17 protein-coding genes are annotated in these 16,914 nt (G+C 68.2%); 8 read left to right on the top strand and 9 right to left on the bottom strand.

The genetic code is table 11. From position 1 onward, the window contains the following. Positions 1-129: 129 nt before the first annotated feature. Both ASG62_RS23785 and ASG62_RS23780 read left to right on the top strand, forming a co-directional pair. Entirely contained in the window at positions 130-417 is a 288-nt protein-coding gene (locus ASG62_RS23785) for a type II toxin-antitoxin system RelE/ParE family toxin (RefSeq protein ID WP_056692560.1), read from the top strand. Beyond that, the gene (locus ASG62_RS23780; protein ID WP_056692563.1) at positions 417-722 is read left to right on the top strand and encodes a HigA family addiction module antitoxin; all 306 of its coding nucleotides are present in this window, start codon (positions 417-419) and stop codon (positions 720-722) included. Before ASG62_RS23785 ends, ASG62_RS23780 begins: the two co-directional genes overlap by 1 nt. 25 nt (positions 723-747) lie before the next feature. On the opposite strand, the gene ASG62_RS23775 is transcribed toward ASG62_RS23780, so the two are convergent. Next, on the bottom strand, positions 748-2,061 hold the full coding sequence (locus ASG62_RS23775; protein WP_056692566.1) for an SAM-dependent methyltransferase: 1,314 nt from the start codon (positions 2,059-2,061) through the stop codon (positions 748-750). Positions 2,062-2,544: 483 nt separating this feature from the next. On the opposite strand from ASG62_RS23775, the gene ASG62_RS23770 reads away from it, so the two are divergent. Then, a complete protein-coding gene (locus tag ASG62_RS23770; RefSeq protein ID WP_056692569.1) occupies positions 2,545-2,961 on the top strand; it encodes a hypothetical protein in 417 nt (138 codons plus the stop codon). A gap of 3 nt (positions 2,962-2,964) precedes the next feature. Here the strand turns inward: ASG62_RS23770 and ASG62_RS23765 are convergent, their stop codons facing one another. Further along, complete coding sequence (locus ASG62_RS23765; protein ID WP_056692572.1) at positions 2,965-3,453, bottom strand: thermonuclease family protein; 489 nt, start codon at positions 3,451-3,453, stop codon at positions 2,965-2,967. Between the two features lie 173 nt (positions 3,454-3,626). Continuing rightward, positions 3,627-3,842, bottom strand: a complete 216-nt coding sequence (locus ASG62_RS23760) for a DUF1674 domain-containing protein (RefSeq protein ID WP_056692576.1) — start codon at positions 3,840-3,842, stop codon at positions 3,627-3,629. A 178-nt stretch (positions 3,843-4,020) separates the two neighbouring features. Between ASG62_RS23760 and htpX the strand changes: the two genes are divergently transcribed. The 5 genes from htpX (at position 4,021) to purH (ending at position 10,509) form a co-directional block, all read left to right on the top strand. Next, the gene (gene htpX / locus ASG62_RS23755; RefSeq protein WP_056692581.1) at positions 4,021-4,986 is read left to right on the top strand and encodes a zinc metalloprotease HtpX; all 966 of its coding nucleotides are present in this window, start codon (positions 4,021-4,023) and stop codon (positions 4,984-4,986) included. 140 nt (positions 4,987-5,126) lie between these two features. Next, on the top strand, positions 5,127-6,467 hold the full coding sequence (locus tag ASG62_RS23750) for an RsmB/NOP family class I SAM-dependent RNA methyltransferase (RefSeq protein WP_056693148.1): 1,341 nt from the start codon (positions 5,127-5,129) through the stop codon (positions 6,465-6,467). Between the two features lie 372 nt (positions 6,468-6,839). After that, a complete protein-coding gene (locus tag ASG62_RS23745) occupies positions 6,840-8,498 on the top strand; it encodes a heparinase II/III family protein (RefSeq protein ID WP_244487523.1) in 1,659 nt (552 codons plus the stop codon). A 52-nt stretch (positions 8,499-8,550) separates the two neighbouring features. After that, positions 8,551-8,721 carry a hypothetical protein gene (locus tag ASG62_RS26835; protein WP_156382335.1) on the top strand — a complete coding sequence of 57 codons (171 nt, stop codon included), beginning with the start codon at positions 8,551-8,553 and terminating at the stop codon, positions 8,719-8,721. 123 nt (positions 8,722-8,844) lie between these two features. Then, positions 8,845-10,509 carry a bifunctional phosphoribosylaminoimidazolecarboxamide formyltransferase/IMP cyclohydrolase gene (gene purH / locus ASG62_RS23740; RefSeq protein ID WP_056692587.1) on the top strand — a complete coding sequence of 555 codons (1,665 nt, stop codon included), beginning with the start codon at positions 8,845-8,847 and terminating at the stop codon, positions 10,507-10,509. Between the two features lie 85 nt (positions 10,510-10,594). Here purH and ASG62_RS23735 read toward each other — a convergent pair whose 3' ends face one another. From ASG62_RS23735 to ASG62_RS23710, 6 genes are all read right to left on the bottom strand, one after another. Then, on the bottom strand, positions 10,595-11,593 hold the full coding sequence (locus ASG62_RS23735; RefSeq protein ID WP_056693151.1) for a ParB/RepB/Spo0J family partition protein: 999 nt from the start codon (positions 11,591-11,593) through the stop codon (positions 10,595-10,597). A 20-nt stretch (positions 11,594-11,613) separates the two neighbouring features. Next, positions 11,614-12,411: a ParA family protein gene (locus tag ASG62_RS23730; protein ID WP_056692590.1), complete on the bottom strand. Its 798-nt coding sequence runs from the start codon at positions 12,409-12,411 to the stop codon at positions 11,614-11,616. A 79-nt stretch (positions 12,412-12,490) separates the two neighbouring features. Then, complete coding sequence (rsmG, locus tag ASG62_RS23725) at positions 12,491-13,147, bottom strand: 16S rRNA (guanine(527)-N(7))-methyltransferase RsmG (RefSeq protein WP_056692592.1); 657 nt, start codon at positions 13,145-13,147, stop codon at positions 12,491-12,493. Continuing rightward, on the bottom strand, positions 13,137-15,014 hold the full coding sequence (mnmG, locus tag ASG62_RS23720) for a tRNA uridine-5-carboxymethylaminomethyl(34) synthesis enzyme MnmG (RefSeq protein ID WP_056692593.1): 1,878 nt from the start codon (positions 15,012-15,014) through the stop codon (positions 13,137-13,139). The genes rsmG and mnmG overlap by 11 nt, the downstream gene beginning before the upstream one ends. A gap of 55 nt (positions 15,015-15,069) precedes the next feature. After that, positions 15,070-16,374 (bottom strand): tRNA uridine-5-carboxymethylaminomethyl(34) synthesis GTPase MnmE, encoded by a 1,305-nt coding sequence (gene mnmE, locus ASG62_RS23715; protein WP_056692594.1) that lies wholly within the window; start codon positions 16,372-16,374, stop codon positions 15,070-15,072. A 52-nt stretch (positions 16,375-16,426) separates the two neighbouring features. Further along, positions 16,427-16,900 carry a YbaK/EbsC family protein gene (locus ASG62_RS23710; RefSeq protein WP_056692595.1) on the bottom strand — a complete coding sequence of 158 codons (474 nt, stop codon included), beginning with the start codon at positions 16,898-16,900 and terminating at the stop codon, positions 16,427-16,429. Between the last annotated feature and the right edge of the window lie 14 nt (positions 16,901-16,914).

Genomic DNA, 16,914 nt, shown 5'->3' with positions numbered 1-16,914 from the left:
CTTTTCACCAGGAGCCGCCCGTTCGAACGATGCCGTTGGATGCTGAGGACCAATCATCTCGGAAGACCGAAGCGGCATGCACTGTAAAGCGTCAATTGACACTTGACGACTGGACAATTAGCTTGAAGCGTGGACATAGCGAGCATCAGGCACAAGGCATTGCAGGACTTTGCGCAGACCGGGCGTTCGAAAGGGCTACCCGGCAATCTGGTCGGCCGGCTTCGAAACATGCTGGCCTATCTCAACGCCATCGTGACGACCGAAGAGCTGAAGCTTCCGCCCAATTTCGGCGCGCATCAGCTTGGGGGAGATCGTGCCGGCATCTGGTCGCTGACGCTCACGAAGAACTGGCGCATGACCTTTTGCATCAACGAGGCACTGGAGATCGAAGACCTCGATCTGGAGGATTATCACTGATGGCCATCAAACTTCATGGAAGTTTCGCGGTTCATCCGGGTGCATGGCTGAAGACGGAGATGGTCGAACCCTTCGGGTTAAGCGTCACGTCGGCTGCCGAAAAGCTCGGTGTGACCCGTCAGGCCATGAGCCATCTTCTGAACGCCAGATCGGGCCTGTCTGCCGACATGGCGCTCCGGTTCGAGAAGGCTTTCGGGCTCGAAGCCGAGACCCTGCTTCGAATGCAGGCGTCGCACGATCTCGCGGTCGCCCGTGCCGGCGAGAAAAACATCAAGGTCGAGAGACTGGTCGCAGCCGGCGGATGACCCGCCCGCCCGGCCGAGCGGAGCTTCAGGCCGAGCGATACAAATCCCCCCGCGTCGGCGGCATGCCCGATGCCCCGCGCTGCTTCCGCGTCGCCACCGTCTGGAACACGCCGACCGTGTTGCGCTCGAAGGCGATGGAGCAGGCGCCGAGATAGGCCAGCCAGAGTCGCGTCTTCGGCTCGCCGACTTCGGCCACCGCCGCATCGTAGTTGGCCAGCAGCCGGTCGTGCCAGAGGCGGCAGGTGCGCTGGTAGTGTTCGCGCCAGCCTTCGACGTCGTGGATCTCGAAGCCGTTCTGTTCGAGCCGCATCAGCGTGTCGCCGATATGGTCGAGTTCGCCGCCGGGGAAGATGTATTTGGTGAGGAGGGCGAACTCCTTGTTCTTCCGGCGAAAGCGCTTCTTCTTGGCCGGCCGGGTGATGGCGTGGTTGAGGAAGATGCCGCCGGGCCTCAGGACGCGCTTCACCGTCCGGTAATAGGTGTCGTGCTGGTCGAGCCCGATATGCTCCTGCATGCCGATGGAGGAGATCTTGTCGTAGGGGCCGGTCACGGTCGTGTAATCGCGAAGCTCGATCGTGACGCGATCCTCCAGACCGAGGCGGCGCACCTTCTCCTTCGCATAGGCCACCTGCTCCTCCGAGAGCGTCACGCCATGGGCGGTGACGCCATGGTGGAGAGCGGCATGGCAGACGAGCGCGCCCCAGCCGCAGCCGATGTCGAGCATGTGGTCGCCGGGCTTCAGCCGAAGCTTGCGGCAGATCATCTCCAGCTTGTCCGCCTGCATCCGGTCGAGATCGCCGGCCGCCGCCACGTCCCAATCGGTCGCGTAGCCGCACGTATAGACCATCTCCCGGTCGAGAAAGAGCGCGTAGAAGGCGTTGGAGACATCGTAGTGATAGGCGATGTTCTCCTTGTTCTCGGCGGTGTCGCCGCTGCCGGGCTTCTCGCTCGGCTGCGCCTCCAGCGGCCAGGGCCCGCCGCGCGGCAGCGTCAGGAACATCAGCGCGGTCTTCAGCGCCAAACCCTTGTCGAGGCTCTTGCGGAAGGCGCGCGTCTTGACGCTCGGCCGCTGCTTCACGAGGTCGAACATCGTGCCGTTGACGATGTCGATGCGCTTGGCGACCCAGAGATTGGCGAGCGTCTCCAGCCGCGGATTGCGGATGAGCGCCGAGACGAGGTTCTCGTCGGCCAGCCGGATCGCGAGCGCGTCGGGCGCCAGATCGCCGGGCACGGTGGACCCGTCCCAGAGGTGGAACCCGATACCGAGGCCGAGCCGCTCGCGCGCATGGCCGAGAAGCCGCCGCATCTGCTCCGCCCGCACCGACGCCTTGCGATCCATGCCATGCTCCCCAACAGTCGAGCGAACAGATAGGGCATCCGCCGGAAAATCGCATGTCTTCTCGGACGATCGAACGCGGATCGGAATGGGCAGTGACGATAGAGAGAGTGATCTCCCTCCTTGCGGGGGAGATGCCTGGCAAGGCAGAGGGGAGTGCCTCGCGCCGGCCGTTGGAAATCTCGTAAAGCGCCACGCTCGACGACACCCCCCTCTGTCCTACCGGACATCTCCCCCGCAAGGAGGGAGATCAGGCTCGTCGCCGTCGTGCTTTCTTTGCAAATGCTGGGTAAGGCCGCATCGGCAGACCGGCGACCTGCCTCATGCCTCGTCGTCACCCGCCGCAAGCTCCGGACCACGCGAAGCGCTTAAAGCCTCTACGCACCGCCCCGGTCCGCAGCCCTTTTCGAACCGCCCGCGCATCCCATGTTTCACGTGAGACGCGCCCGATCCCCGCGCATTGCCATCGTCACGAGTAGGCCGACCATGCCCCGCCGTTTCCGCTTCCTTCTCGCGGCGTCCGCCTGCATCGCCTCGTCGGGCTGCGTTTCGGCGCAGGAGGAGACCGCGCCGCTGCCGGCGCCGACCGTTCAGGGCATGCTGCAGGAGCAGGTCGCGCGCTGCTGGAAGCCGCCGGTCGTGAAGGGCACGGAGGCCGAGGGCGGGCTTGCGCGCATCCGCGTCGCGCTATTGATGGATGGCGTGCTGGAACACGAGCCTCTGATCATCGACAAGCCGGCCGGCCCGATCGGCCTGCGCTTTGCAGAGAGCGCCGCCAAGGCGGTGGCGCAATGCGCGCCCTACAAGCTGCCGCCGGAGCTTTACGAGAACTGGAAGGACGTCATGCTGCACTTCGACACGATCAGCTTCGACGCCGCTCCCCTGCCGCGACAGACGCCGTAAGCGTCAGCCGGGCCAGTCCGGCAGGAAGCTCGACAGCTTCGGCGCGCCGGCGCACCAGTCGCGGCGCCGGCCGCCGTCATAGGGCGCGACCAGACCCTCGCGAAGAAGCAGCTTGGCGAGATCGGGCTCCTCGCCCGAGGCGACCTTCGCCAGGACGCGACCGAAATACTTGTCGCCGGAAATGTCGAACAGCGTCACGCCGTCCGTGCCGACCAGTGCGGTCAGCCGGTCGCGCGCCACCAGAGCCGCAGTCTTCTCGCTGTCGCATTTCGCCTTCAGCTCGGGCGCATCGACGCCGCGCAGGCGCACCGCGACCCGGGCCACCTGCCCCGGCCAGATATGCGCCTCCACCTCAAGCGTGTCGCCGTCGCGAACCTTCACGACCTCGGCCGAAACGGGCCCCGAGATGCGACCGCCCTCGTCCGCCCACGCGCCCGTCGACGCCAGGAGCATCGAGACGGCGCAACCCAAAAGGGCAATCGAACGAAGCATGAAGAGTCGGCTTTCGTGATGGATAGGATGTTGGTCCTATATGTGGGCGCTAGAACACCCGAACGCAAGCCTCTCACGACAAGCTTTCTCAATCCTTGAGAACCGATCCCTTTCTCCGTCCAGACCCGCGAATTCCAGCTCGCTCCCTGCATCGCAACCGTAAGGCGCAGGTTCTAGAAGTCCGAGATGATCCCGTTCTTCTCCCAGTCGCCGTAGCGCACGGGCTCCGGGCCGTTGCGACCGCCCTTCTCGGTGGGGCGCGCGGGTTCGGCCGCCGCCGCGCGCCGGGCCTCGGCTTCCGCCAGCGCCCGCCGGGCGGGGTCCGACAGCGGGCGGGCCGGGCGGTCGTCGGCTGCCGTCTCGGGCGGTCTCTCCGGGTCTTTCGACATGACGATTTCCTCTTTTTTTCGAAGACGCGCGGCGCGGCGTCTGTCATCACGAATTTCGATGTAGTCGCGGCGCGCTCCCGGGAAAAGCCGCCGGGCCTCGCGCGATTGAAGGGGCCGCCCGGCGCCCCCAAATATCGGCCGACCCATTCAACGCCAGCGAGAAGGCAGGACAGGCTCCATGAACAGGCTGAAGACCGCGATGCTCATCGGCTTCATGACCGCGCTCTTCATGGGCGTCGGCCTTCTCGTCGGCGGCGGGCGCGGCATGGGCATCGCCTTCGTCGTGGCGGTGGCGACGAACCTTCTCGCCTATTGGAACGCCGACAAGATGGTGCTGCGCATGCACGATGCCGAAGAGGTCGATGCCCGGACGGCGCCCGACTACTACGCCATCGTCGAGGGCCTCGCCCGCAATGCCGGCCTTCCCATGCCGCGCGTCTACCTCATCCACCAGGACCAGCCGAACGCCTTCGCGACCGGCCGAAATCCCGAAAACGCGGCGGTCGCGGCGACCACCGGCCTGCTCCAGCGCCTCTCCCGGGAAGAGGTCGCGGGCGTCATGGCCCATGAGCTCGCCCATATCCAGAACCGCGACACGCTGATCATGACGATCACCGCGACGCTTGCCGGCGCCATCTCCATGCTCGGCAACTTCGCCTTCTTCTTCGGCGGCAACCGCCAGAACGGCAATCCGCTCGGCGCGATCGGCGTTCTCGTCGGCATCGTCGTCGCGCCCTTCGCGGCCATGCTGGTGCAGATGGCGATTTCGCGAACCCGCGAATACTCGGCCGATCGTCGCGGGGCGGAGATCTGCGGCCAGCCCCTATGGCTCGCCTCGGCGCTGGCCAAGATCGCGACCGCCGCCGGCCGCACCGTCAACGTCTCCGCCGAGCGCAATCCCGCGACGGCCCATATGTTCATCATCAATCCCCTGAACGGCCAGCGGATGGACGGTCTCTTCTCGACCCATCCCGACACCGGCAACCGCATCGAGGCCCTTCGCGCCATGACCGACATCGCCCCCATCTCCGCCGCGCGCGTGACGCAGGGCTCGCCCCGCGCGCCCGCCGCAGGTTCCGCCCCCGGCCCCTGGTCGAGCGGCGCCGACCGCCGTCCCGGCGGGCGCAAAGGACCCTGGGGTTGAGCGCCGACGGGACCGGCCCCGGAAAGCCCCCCTACGGCAAGACCAAGCCCCGCGGCGGAAACTTCGACAGCACGCGCTCCGCCCCGCGCAAGCGCCCCCTGCCCGCCAAGCCCGTGACGCTGAAGCCCGACGGCACGATCATGCCGGACGGCTATAGCGCCGGCGACCGGCCGGGCCTCGGCGCCCGCCTCGTCGCCGCCAAGCTTCTCTCGGCCATCGTCGATGCCAAGACCTCGGCCGACGGGCTTCTCGACGCGCGCACCGGCCATCCCGGCCTTCGCGCGCTCGAGCCCCGCGACCAGGGCCTCGTGCGCGCCATCATTCTCTCCGCGCTGCGCTTTCGAGGAAGCCTCGAGACCGCGATCTCGGAGCGGCTGGACAGGCCCCTGCCGCCGAACGCGCTGTCGCTGCGCCACATCCTCCATGTCGGCGCGACGCAGATCCTCCATCTCGACGTGCCCGATTCCGCCGCCGTCGATCTCGCGGTCGCCTCGGCCACCGTGGATTCGCGCACCCAGCGCTTCTCCGGCATGGTCAATGCCGTCCTGCGCCGTCTGGCGCGCGAGAAGGACGAGGTCCTGCGCGGCGACGCCCTGGCTGCCGTGCCGGACTGGCTGCGCACCCGCCTCGTTTCGGCCTATGGCGCCGAGGGCGCCGATGCGATCGCGCGCGCGCACCTCACCCCCGCCCCGCTCGACATCACGGTGAAATCCGATCCCGCCGGCTGGGCCGAGCGGCTGAAGGGCAAGGCCCTTCCCACGGGAACGGTGCGTCTGGCGGAGATCGACGGACCGATCACCGCCCTTCCCGGCTTTGCGGACGGCCAATGGTGGGTGCAGGACGCCGCCGCCGCCCTGCCCGCGCGGCTGATGGGCGATCTCGGCGGCAAGCGCGTGCTCGACGCCTGCGCGGCACCCGGCGGCAAGACGGCGCAGCTTCTCAATGCCGGCGCCCGCGTCACCGCGCTCGACATCAACGCCAACCGAATGAAGCGCCTGCGGGAGAATCTCGGACGGCTCGGCTTCGAGGCCGAAACCCACGTGACGGATCTGGCGGCCTTCCAGCCGGAGGGCGGCGCCTTCGACGCGGTCCTCGTCGATGCGCCCTGCTCCTCCACCGGCACGATCCGCCGCCATCCCGACGTCGCCTATACCAAGGACGGCGCCGAGGTGGAGAAGCTCGCGGGCGTCCAGGCCCGCCTGCTCGGCGAAGCCGCACGGCTCGTCGCCCCCGGCGGCCTGCTCGTCTTCTCCAACTGCTCGCTCGATCCGGCCGAAGGCGAGGCGCTGATCCCGGCCTTCCTGCGCGAGAACGCCGATTTTGCGGTCGAGCCCGTGCGCCCGGAGGAAATGCCCGGCCTCGAAGCGGCGATCGACGCCTCCGGCTTCCTGCGCACGACGCCGGCCATGCTGCCGGACGAGGACCCCCGCCTCTCCGGCCTCGACGGCTTCTTCGCCGCGCGCCTGCGCCGGAAGGGCTAACGGGCGCCAGCCCCCCGCTTCGGCCGGCCCGCGCGGCGTCGGCCGATGCCGCCATAGTGCCTCGGTCTTCCCCGCCCGGAAGATCGAGGCCACCGGCCGAGCTGGAGCTTGGCGGACGCGGCGCCCTGCACGGCTTCTCCCGCCGCTCTTCCGCAGTCGTCACCCGGCCATGGATTCCATCGCCGCGCATCGCGTCGCGCTTTGCTAAGCTCCCCTGGTTAGCGATGCGTTTACCTTGATGCGAGATAGTGTGCCCGGCGCCGTGATCTTCACGGCGTGGAAACGAACGGATCGGCGCAGCGCCGATGTTCGGCAAGCGGCGGGTGTCTCATGGGACCGGGAGTTGCGGGGGAGTTGGCGGATACACCGCGCTTGGCGGGGTTGGTCATCTCGGAGGCCGTGCGCCGCGCGCGCCGGCGTCTGGCGATCGGCCCGCTCCATCGCTGGCGGTTTTCCGGCGGCGCGCCCGAGCGCCTTCTCGTCACGCCGCCCGATCTGCGCAAGGGCGATCCGCAGGTCGCCGCGGACATCTATGCCGGGCTCTTCTATCTCGGCGGCGAGATGCTGGAGACTCAGGGGCGCTCGCCCTTCCTTCTGAAAGCGCCCTCGCGCGAGTGGGAGGCCGAGCTTCATGCCTTCGGCTGGCTGCGCCATCTCGCCGAGGCCGACGATCCCCTGGCCCGCTCCAATGCCCGCGCCCTCGTCTCCGACTGGATTCGCTGCGCCGGCACGCAGCTCGGCTCGCGCACCCATAGCGTCGACATCACCGCGCGCCGCGTGATCGCCTGGCTCAGCCATGCCGGCACGATCCTCGGCGAGGCCGACTATCCCTTCTATCGCCGCTTCATGCGCTCCCTGGCGCATCAGCTGCGCTATCTGCGCTCCGTCGCGGCCGAGGCGCCGGACGGCCCGCCGCGCCTTCGCGCGCGCATCGCGCTGGCCTTCGGCTCGCTCTGCATGCCGACGCCCGCCAAGCACATGAAGAACGCGGCGCGCAACCTCTCCGACGAGCTGGACCGCCAGATCTTCGCGGACGGCACGATCACGACGCGCAATCCCGCCACGATCCTCGATCTCCTCGCCGATCTCCTGCCGCTGCGCCAGACCTTCGTCGAGCAGTCCCAGCCCGTTCCGCGCGGCCTCTTCACCGCCATCGACCGCATGCTGCCGGCGCTGCGCTTCTTCCGCCATGCCGACGGCGCGCTGGCGCTCTTCAACGGCGCGGCCGTCACCGAGACGCATCTTCTGGCCGCCCTCCTTCGCCACGACGAGACGCTGGGCGAGCCGATCAGCCAGGCGCGCCAAGGCGGCTACCAGCGCCTTGCGGCGGCCGGCACGGTGATCCTCGCCGATACCGGCCTTCCCCCGCCCTCGGCGCTCTCCGGCGAGGCCCATGCGGGCACGCTCTCCTTCGAGCTCTCCTCGGCGGCGGGCCGGCTCGTGGTGAATTGCGGCGCGCCCTCGCGGGCCGACCGCGAATGGCGCCGCCTCGCCCGCACGACGGCGGCCCATTCCACCCTCACCGTCGCCGACCAGTCCTCCTCGCGCTTCTCCCGGCCGGGGCTTGCCGAGCGCTTTCTCGGCGCCGCCCTCGTCGCCGGGCCGACGCGCGTCGCGCTCGCGCGGGAAGACGAGGACGAGGGCCAGCGCTTCACCGCCGCCCATGACGGCTATCTCAAGCGCTTCGGCCTCGTCCACGAGCGCCAGCTCTTCCTGTCGCGCGCCGGCGATCTCGTCGACGGCACGGACCGCCTGACGATGCCCGGCCTGCGCGGTCCCCTGCGCCATCCCGAGCCCGCGGCGCTCCGCTTCCATCTCCATCCCGCCGTCGTCGCCCAGCGCACGGGCTGGGGCGTCGAGCTTCAGCTGCGCGGTCAGACCTGGCGCTTTTCCGCCGATGTCGAGCCGACCCTAGAAGAGTCCGTCTTCTTCGCCGATAATATGGGCGCCCGGCGCACGCTGCAGATCGTCGTTCCCTTCGATCCCGCCGCGCGCACCGAGATCGCCTGGCGCTTCGAACGGCTTCGATAGGGGTCCTGCGTCGGGCGCGAAGCCCTGGCCCGCACGACCCGGAGACCCGCCGATGAAACCGACGCTCCTCGCCTTGGCGGCGCTTCTCGCTCTCGCCGGATGCGGCGGCATGACGAGGGCCGTTGCCATCCTGCCCAACACGACGGACGATCTGGCGAAGAAGAGCGAGGCCTTTCGCAAGCCGGCGCCGACACAGAAGGCGGAGCCCGCCCGGGCGCCCTGATTCGAAAGGCGCCCGATCCCCGCCATGCGTTGTGCGCGGGCGCCGGGGCCTTTATGGGACGGGCATGAGCCCGCGCCGAACGATCCCGGCCCGGACGACCCCAATCGCTCCAGGAGCCGAGCCATGGCCGTTGCCGCCAACCTTCACCCCGCGCCCGACCGCGTGCGCATTTCGCGCGCGCTTCTCTCCGTCTCCGACAAGACCGGTCTTCTCGACTTCGCCCGCGCGCTCGCCGGCCTCGGCGTCGAGCTCGTCTCGACGGGCGGCACGCGCAAGGCCCTGGCCGAGGCCGGGCTCACGGTGCGCGACGTCTCCGAGCTGACCGGCTTTCCCGAGATCATGGACGGGCGCGTGAAGACGCTGCATCCCGGCGTCCATGGCGGCCTTCTCGCCGTGCGCGCCGATCCCGCCCATGCAGAGGCGATGGCAGCGCACGAGATCGCGCCGATCGATCTTCTCGTCGTCAATCTCTATCCGTTCGAGGAGACCGTCCGCTCCGGCGCCGACTTCGCCTCCGCGATCGAGAATGTCGATATCGGCGGCCCCGCCATGATCCGCGCCGCGTCCAAGAACCATGCCTATCTGACGGTCGCGACCGACCCGGCCGACTATGCCGAGATTCTGTCGGCCATCGAGAGCGGGGGAGGGGAGACGACCCTGGAGCTGCGCCGCCGTCTCGCCGCCCGCGCCTTCGCCCGAACGGCGTCCTACGACGGCGCCATCGCATCCTGGCTCGGCGGCGAGGTTTCCGACGGCCCCGCGCGCCATGCAAGCTTCGGCGGCCGGCTCGCCGAGACGCTGCGCTACGGCGAGAACCCGCACCAGTCCGCCAGCTTCTACACGACCGGCGATCCGCGCCCCGGCGTCGCCACCGCGCGGCAGGTCCAGGGCAAGGCGCTCTCCTACAACAACCTCAACGACACGGATGCCGCCTTCGAGCTGGTCGCCGAGTTCGACGCGGCCCGCACGGCGGCGGTCGCCATCATCAAGCATGCCAACCCCTGCGGCGTCGCGGAGGGCGCCAATCTCCTCGACGCTTATCAGGCCGCGCTCGCCTGCGATCCCGTCTCCGCCTTCGGCGGCATCGTCGCGCTCAACCGCACGCTCGACGCGGACGCCGCCCGCGCCATCACCGAAATCTTCACCGAGGTCATCGTCGCGCCCGACGCCGATGCCGAGGCCATCGCGATCGTCGCGGCCAAGAAGAACCTCCGCCTTCTTCTCACCGGCGCTTTGCCGGACCCGCGCTCGGTGGGTCTGATGGTGAAGTCGCTGGCCGGCGGGCTTCTCGTCCAGTCTCGCGACAACGGCGTCGTCGACGACCTCGACCTTCGCGTCGTCACCAAGCGCGCCCCGAGCGCGGCCGAAATGGCGGATCTGCGCTTCGCCTTCCGCGTCGCCAAGCATGTGAAGTCCAATGCCATCGTCTATGCCAAGGATCTGGCGACGGTCGGCATCGGCGCCGGCCAGATGAGCCGCGTCGATTCCGCCCGCATCGCCGCCCGCAAGGCCGAGGACGCCGCCTTGTCGCTTCTGGTCGAATCGGTCGGCCTCGAACAGGCGACCGGCCAGCGCGCCGCCGGCCATCTCAAGCCGAAGACCCACGGCTCGGTCGTCGCCTCCGACGCCTTCTTCCCCTTCGCCGACGGTCTTCTCTCCGCCGTCGAGGCGGGCGCTACCGCCGTCATCCAGCCCGGCGGCTCCATGCGCGACGACGAGGTCATCGCCGCCGCCGACGCCCACGACCTCGCCATGGTCTTCACCGGCATGCGCCACTTCCGCCACTGAAACGAGAAAAGGCCGGCACCTGGTTCAAGGTGCCGGCCTCTTTCGATCGGAAGCAAAGGTCGGCGGAGCGGAAGGCTCCGCCGGATCAGAGACTGCGGATCTTCGGCTCCGAGACGGACCCGGCCTGCCGGGCCTGAAGCAGGCGGCAGATCTCGTCCAGCTGCTCCAGCGTCCCGTAGTCGATGCGCAGATCGCCGCCCTCGCCGGGCAGGCGGATTTCCACACGCATGCCGAGCGCATCGCTGAGGAGCCGCTCCAGCGCCTGCGTGTCCGAATCTTTCGGCTTTGCCGGGGAGGGGGCACTCGTCGGAGGCGCCGCGCGGGCACCGCGCACGCGCCGCGGCGTCGGCTCGGTCGTGGCGGCCGGCCCGCGCGCCAGTTCCTCCGCCTGACGCACGCTGAGCCCGCCCTCCACGATGCGGCGGGCGAAGCCTTCGGGATCATCGGCGGAAACGGCGGTACGGGCATGGCCGGGGGAAATGTCGCCGCGCGAGAGCATGTCGCGAACGGCTTCCGGCAGCTTCAGGAGGCGCAGCGTGTTCGCGACATGGCTGCGGCTCTTGCCGAGCACGTCGGCGAGATCGGCCTGCGTATAGCCGTGCTCCTCAATCAGCATCTCGTAGGCCTTGGCCTCTTCGAGCGCGTTCAGGTCCGCCCGCTGAACGTTTTCGATGATCGCGATCTCAAGCGATTCGCGGTCCGTGATGTCGCGCGAGACGACCGGGATCTCGGAGAGCCCCGCCTTCTGCGCGGCGCGGAAGCGGCGTTCGCCCGCGACGATCTCGAACGAGCCGGGGACGCCCGGCTTCGGCCGCACCAGGATCGGCTGCACGACGCCATGCGTCTTGATCGAGGCCGTCAGGTCGCCGAGTTCGGACTCGTCGAAGTTGCGCCGGGGATTGCGCGGATTGGGCGAGAGGCGGGCGATCGCGACCTTCTGACCCGCGTTCATTTCGGCGCCGAATCCACCGCCGGCTCCCATGGCGCGCACGGGTCCGCCGATGCCGCCGCTGCCGATCAGCGAGGCGAGGCCGCGGCCGAGCCGCTGGCGGGACTTGTCGTCGTTGCGCGCGTCGTCGCTCATGGGCTGGAGATCCCTCTTCGTCATGCGGCCTCGGTCAGCCGGCGTTCGCGCTGGATGACCTCGGAAGCGAGGCGGATATAGGCTTGGCTGCCCGAGCATTTCATATCGTAGAGGATCGCCGGCTTTCCGAAGCTCGGCGCTTCCGACACGCGCACGTTGCGCGGGATGATCGTGTCGTAGACATGGTCGCCCATATAGGAGCGCACGTCACGCACCACTTGGCTCGCCAGATTGTTGCGCCCGTCGAACATGGTGAGAACGATGCCGTGAAGGTCGAGCGCCGGGTTCAGCGTGTCGCGCACCTGCTCCACCGTCTGGAGCAGCTGACTTAGACCTTCCAGCGCGAAGAACTCGCATTGCAGCGGCACGAGGATCGAGTCGGCCGCCGCCATCGCGTTGACGGTCAGAAGGTTCAACGAGGGCGGGCAGTCGATCAGCACGAAGTCGAACTGCGGGTCCTCGACCGAATGGAAGTGCAGCGCGTCGCGCAACCGATAGGCGCGTCCCGCCGCGCCCGAGATTTCCGCTTCGAGACCGAGGAGATCGAGCGTCGAGGGAATGAGGAAGAGGTTCGGCACCGCCGTCGCCATGGCGCCTTCGCTGATCGAGGCCTTTTCCATCAGCACGTCGTAGGACGAGATTTCGCGGTCGTCGCGGTCGATGCCGAGGCCCGTGGAGGCATTGCCCTGGGGATCGAGGTCGATCAGCAGCGTCTTGCGGCCGACGGCGGCGAGCGCCGTCGCGAGATTGATCGCGGTGGTCGTCTTGCCGACGCCACCCTTTTGGTTGGCAAGGGTGATCACCCGCATGCGACGCATCGGTCCTGCATCCATCGCGTAAGATCTCCTCCACAAGAAGGCTCGAGGACGGGCTCGTTCTGTCGCCGAAACGAGCAGTTCAGGGGCGAGACGATGCCGGAAGGGGAGCGATGTCCCGCACTTCGAGGATCACGGAGTCAGTCTCGACCGTTGAACCATGCTTTACCATGGTGAATCCCCAATGGGCAGACGCTTCCGCGATTTCCTCGTCGTGACCTCTGCCTTTGGCAAAGTAGCAGGGGATATCCTGCCCGACACGGCCGGCGACCATGCCGAACAGCGTGTCGAGGCTCGCCAGAGCCCGCGCGCTGACGGCCTCCGCTCGGCCGAGAACGGCACCGGCCGACTCGATCCGCATCGCGTGCACCTTTGCGGGCAGGCCGAGTTCGCGGATAACGAGGCGCAGAAAGGCCGCTTTCTTCTCCGTGCTCTCGACGAGATGCACCTCCGCACTGTCCCGGTTCTTCAGAAGGATCGCGGTCACGAGACCCGGAAAGCCGCCGCCCGAACCGATATCCACCCAGCGCTGGGCCTTCGGCGCCAACGACGCGAATTGAAGCGAGTCGGCGATATGGCGTGTCCAGATGAAGGGGAGGGTGGACGGCGCGACAAGATTCGTCTTCGCCTGCCAGTTCGTCAGAAGGTCCACATAGCGATCGAGCCGCTCCAGCGTTTCACGTGAAACATCGGATCGTCCCTGGACGGCCGCTCGTCCACCATCGGTCTCAAGCGGCATTCTGGGTTTCCACCTTGCGCAACGAGACGAGGATCAAAGCGAGCGCCGAGGGCGTCATCCCATCGATGCGCTCGGCTTCCGCCAGCGTCGAAGGTCGCCGCTCCAAGAGCTTCTGCCGAAGCTCGTTCGAGAGCCCCTTCAGGACACTGAAGTCGAAGCTTGTGGGAATGGCGAGGTTCTCGCTCCGCCGCAACCGTGCGAGATCGCGGTTCTGGCGTTCGAGATAGACGTCGTAGCCCGCTTCGATTTCGATCCGTTCCCGAATCGAGGCCGGAATGGAGGCGATCTCGGGCCAGACCGCCGAGAGCCGATCCAGCGAGATATCCGGCTGCGAGAGCAGCTGCCACGCCGTGCGCGGACGCCCGTCCTGGTTGACGGAAAGCCCGGCGCGGCTGGCCTCCGTCGAGGTCACGCTGGAGGTTTCCAGCAACGTGCGGGCCAATGCCATCGCCTGCTCCGACGCTTCGAACACCCTGCGGCGCCGCTCGTCGATCAGACCGAGGTCGAGGCCGATGGGCGTCAGGCGGCGGTCGGCATTGTCGGCCCGAAGCGTCAGGCGAAACTCGGCGCGCGAGGTGAACATGCGATAGGGCTCGGTCACGCCGGTCCGCGTCAGATCGTCGAGCATCACGCCGATATAGGCGTCGCCGCGTCCGATCGTTACGGTTTCGAATCCACCCGATCTCCGCGCCGCATTCATGCCCGCCCAGAGCCCCTGCGCGGCAGCTTCTTCGTAGCCCGTCGTGCCGTTGATCTGGCCGGCCAGGAACAGCCCGCGCGCGAGCCGAGTCTCCAGCGTCGAATGAAGCTCGCGGGGATCGACATGGTCGTATTCGATCGCATAGCCGGGCTTCAGGATCTCGACATGCTCAAGACCGGGGATCGAGCGCAGGAAGAGGGTCTGCACATCCTCGGGGAGGGAGGTGGACAGGCCGTTCGGATAGATCGTCGGATCGTCCAGACCTTCCGGTTCCAGGAAGATCTGGTGCCCGTCGCGCTCGCCGAACTTGACGATCTTATCTTCGATCGAGGGACAATAGCGCGGCCCGACACCTTCGATCTCGCCGGAATAGAGCGCCGACCGGCCGAGATTGTCGCGGATGATGCGATGCGTCTCCGGCACTGTGCGCGTGATGCCGCATTCGATCTGGGGATTGGTGATCCGCTCGGTCAGATAGGAGAAAGGAACGGGCTCCGCATCGGCCGCCTGCCGGTCGAGGCCCGACCAGTCGATCGTCCGACCGTCCAGCCGCGCCGGCGTGCCGGTCTTCAGGCGTCCGAGGCGCAGGCCGAGCCGGCGAAGCGTGCCGGAGAGACCGACAGACGGGTCCTCGCCCATGCGCCCGGCGGGGATCTTCGTCGTGCCGATATGGATGAGGCCGGAGAGGAAGGTGCCGCTGGTCAGGACGACCGCGCCGCAACCGATGCGCCGTCCGTCCGAGAAGACGACGCCGGACACGGCCCCGCCGCCATCGATCTCCAGATCGAACACGTCGCCTTCGATCACCTGCAACCCCGCCTGAGCGCGGATCGCGGTCTGCATCGCGGCGGCGTAGAGCTTGCGGTCGGCCTGGGTTCGAGGCCCGCGCACGGCCGGGCCCTTGCTGCGGTTCAGAACCCGAAACTGGATGCCGGCGGCATCCGCGACCTCGCCCATCAATCCGCCCAGCGCATCGATCTCGCGCACGAGATGGCCCTTGCCGATCCCGCCGATGGCGGGATTGCAGCTCATCGCGCCGATCGTGGAAAAGCGATGGGTCACGAGCGCGGTCGCGGCGCCGGCGCGCGCGGAAGCCGCGGCAGCTTCGCAGCCGGCATGTCCGCCGCCGATGACGACGACGTCGAAGCGGGTGGGGAATTGGGTCATGGAAAGGGTTAAGCCGCTGTCGGCGGCCCCTGTCAATCCGACTGTTTCACGGGAATCATTTCCCGATGCAGAACTCGGAGAAGATCACGTCCAGCAGATCCTCGACGCCGACGCGGCCGGTCAGCATGCCCAACCGATCCGTCGCCCGCCTCAGATCCTCCGCCAGAACCTCCTCGGCATCGCGTGAGAGGAGCGCGTCGGCGAGGATGGCCCGGGCGGCCGAGACGATCTCGCGGTGCCGGACCCGCGTCGGCACGACCGCCGACGGATCACCCGCCGCGTCCCTGGCGGCCTCCGTAATGGCGAGGATCAGGCGATCGAGCCCGGTGCTGGTCTTGGCAGAGACCGCGAGACGGCCGTTATCAGCTTGGGCCGGGTCGAGATCGGCCTTGCCACGAAGATGAAGCGTTGGAACGCCCTGTTTCACGTGAGTCAGGTCCAGGGCACGATCGTCGTCCAGCAGGAGGACAAGGTCTGCCTCGGCCATCGCCTGTTCGGCCCTCGCGATCCCATGCCGCTCGATCTCGTCCTCCGTTTCCCGAAGCCCGGCGGTGTCGGTGATACGGACGGGGAGACCGCCGAGATCGAGCCGGACCTCGATGAGATCGCGCGTTGTGCCAGGGCGGTCTGAAACGATCGCGACGTCGCGTTCGGCGAGAGCGTTGAGAAGGCTCGACTTGCCCGCGTTGGGCGGCCCCGCGATCACGACCTTGAACCCGTCGCGCAGGATTTCGCCGCGCCGCGCCGAGGCGAGATGGGCGTCCATCTCCTCGATCAGCTGGCACATCATCGGGCGGACGGACGAGGCGACGTCGGCCGAGACGTCGCCTTCGTCGGAAAAGTCGAACGAGGCTTCGAGATGCGCCCGAGCCTGGATCAGCCGCCGCATCCAGTCTTCGTAGACCCGCCGCAGGGCACCGCCGCTCTGCGCGAGGGATTGCCCGCGTTGGGCCTCCGTTTCGGCGCTCAGGAGTTCGGCAAGCCCCTCGGCCTCCGTCAGGTCGATCCGCCCGTTCTCGAAGGCACGCCGCGTGAACTCGCCGGCCTCCGCCAGACGAATGCCGGGAAGGCGCGTCAGCGCTTCGAGACAGGCCGAGACGACCGCGCGCCCGCCGTGAAGATGAAACTCGGCGAGGTCTTCGCCCGTCGCGGTCGCGGGGCCGTCGAAGAGGATGACGAGGCACCTGTCGATCGGCTCGCCATCATGCGAGCGAAGGGTCCGCAAGCTGGCCCGGCGCGCGGGCGGGAGAGAGCCGGCAAGGGTGGTGATGGCGAGCTTCGCCGCCGGCCCGCTGATCCGAACCACGGCGACGCCCGAGGGCAAAGCGCCCGACGACAGGGCGACGATCGTTTCGGACACGACTCGAGCCTTTCTCGATGTAAAGTTGAGGATCGTTGCGAAGCCGAACCGATCAAGTCTTTGATGCGACTCGCAGAACTCTAGCGGAGACGGCGCTCCGCAGCGCAAGCGGAACGATTTCGAAGACATGGCGCGGCGTGCCTGCCGCGGCCCAGACGGTCGGATGGGCGAAGAGATCCTCATCCATCAGGATGCGGAGGTTCTCCGGTCTGCCGAAGGGCGAGACGCCGCCGATCGCAAACCCCGTCGCTTCGCGAACCTCCTCGGCGGTAGCCCGACGGATCGGCTCGCCGAGGCCGACGGCGACCGCCGCCTCGTCCACCCGGTTGGAGCCGGAGACGAGAAGGAGGACGGGCCGGGCGCTCTCCCTGCCCATGAAGACCAGCGACTTGACGATCCGCCCGACCACCGTGCCGAGGGCGCTGGCTGCGTCCTCGGCGCTGCGGGAGCCCTCCGTCTCGACGATCTCGACCACGACACCCTTCCGGGCCGCCGCCTCCACGACACGTCGAACGGATGGCGGCATGCGGCGTCTCCCGG

Origin of the sequence: Aureimonas sp. Leaf427 (assembly GCF_001425485.1) — a bacterium.
GTDB lineage: Bacteria > Pseudomonadota > Alphaproteobacteria > Rhizobiales > Rhizobiaceae > Plantimonas.
The sequence above is the reverse complement of the archived record's forward strand: the minus strand, read 5'-3'. Positions and strand labels throughout refer to the sequence as shown.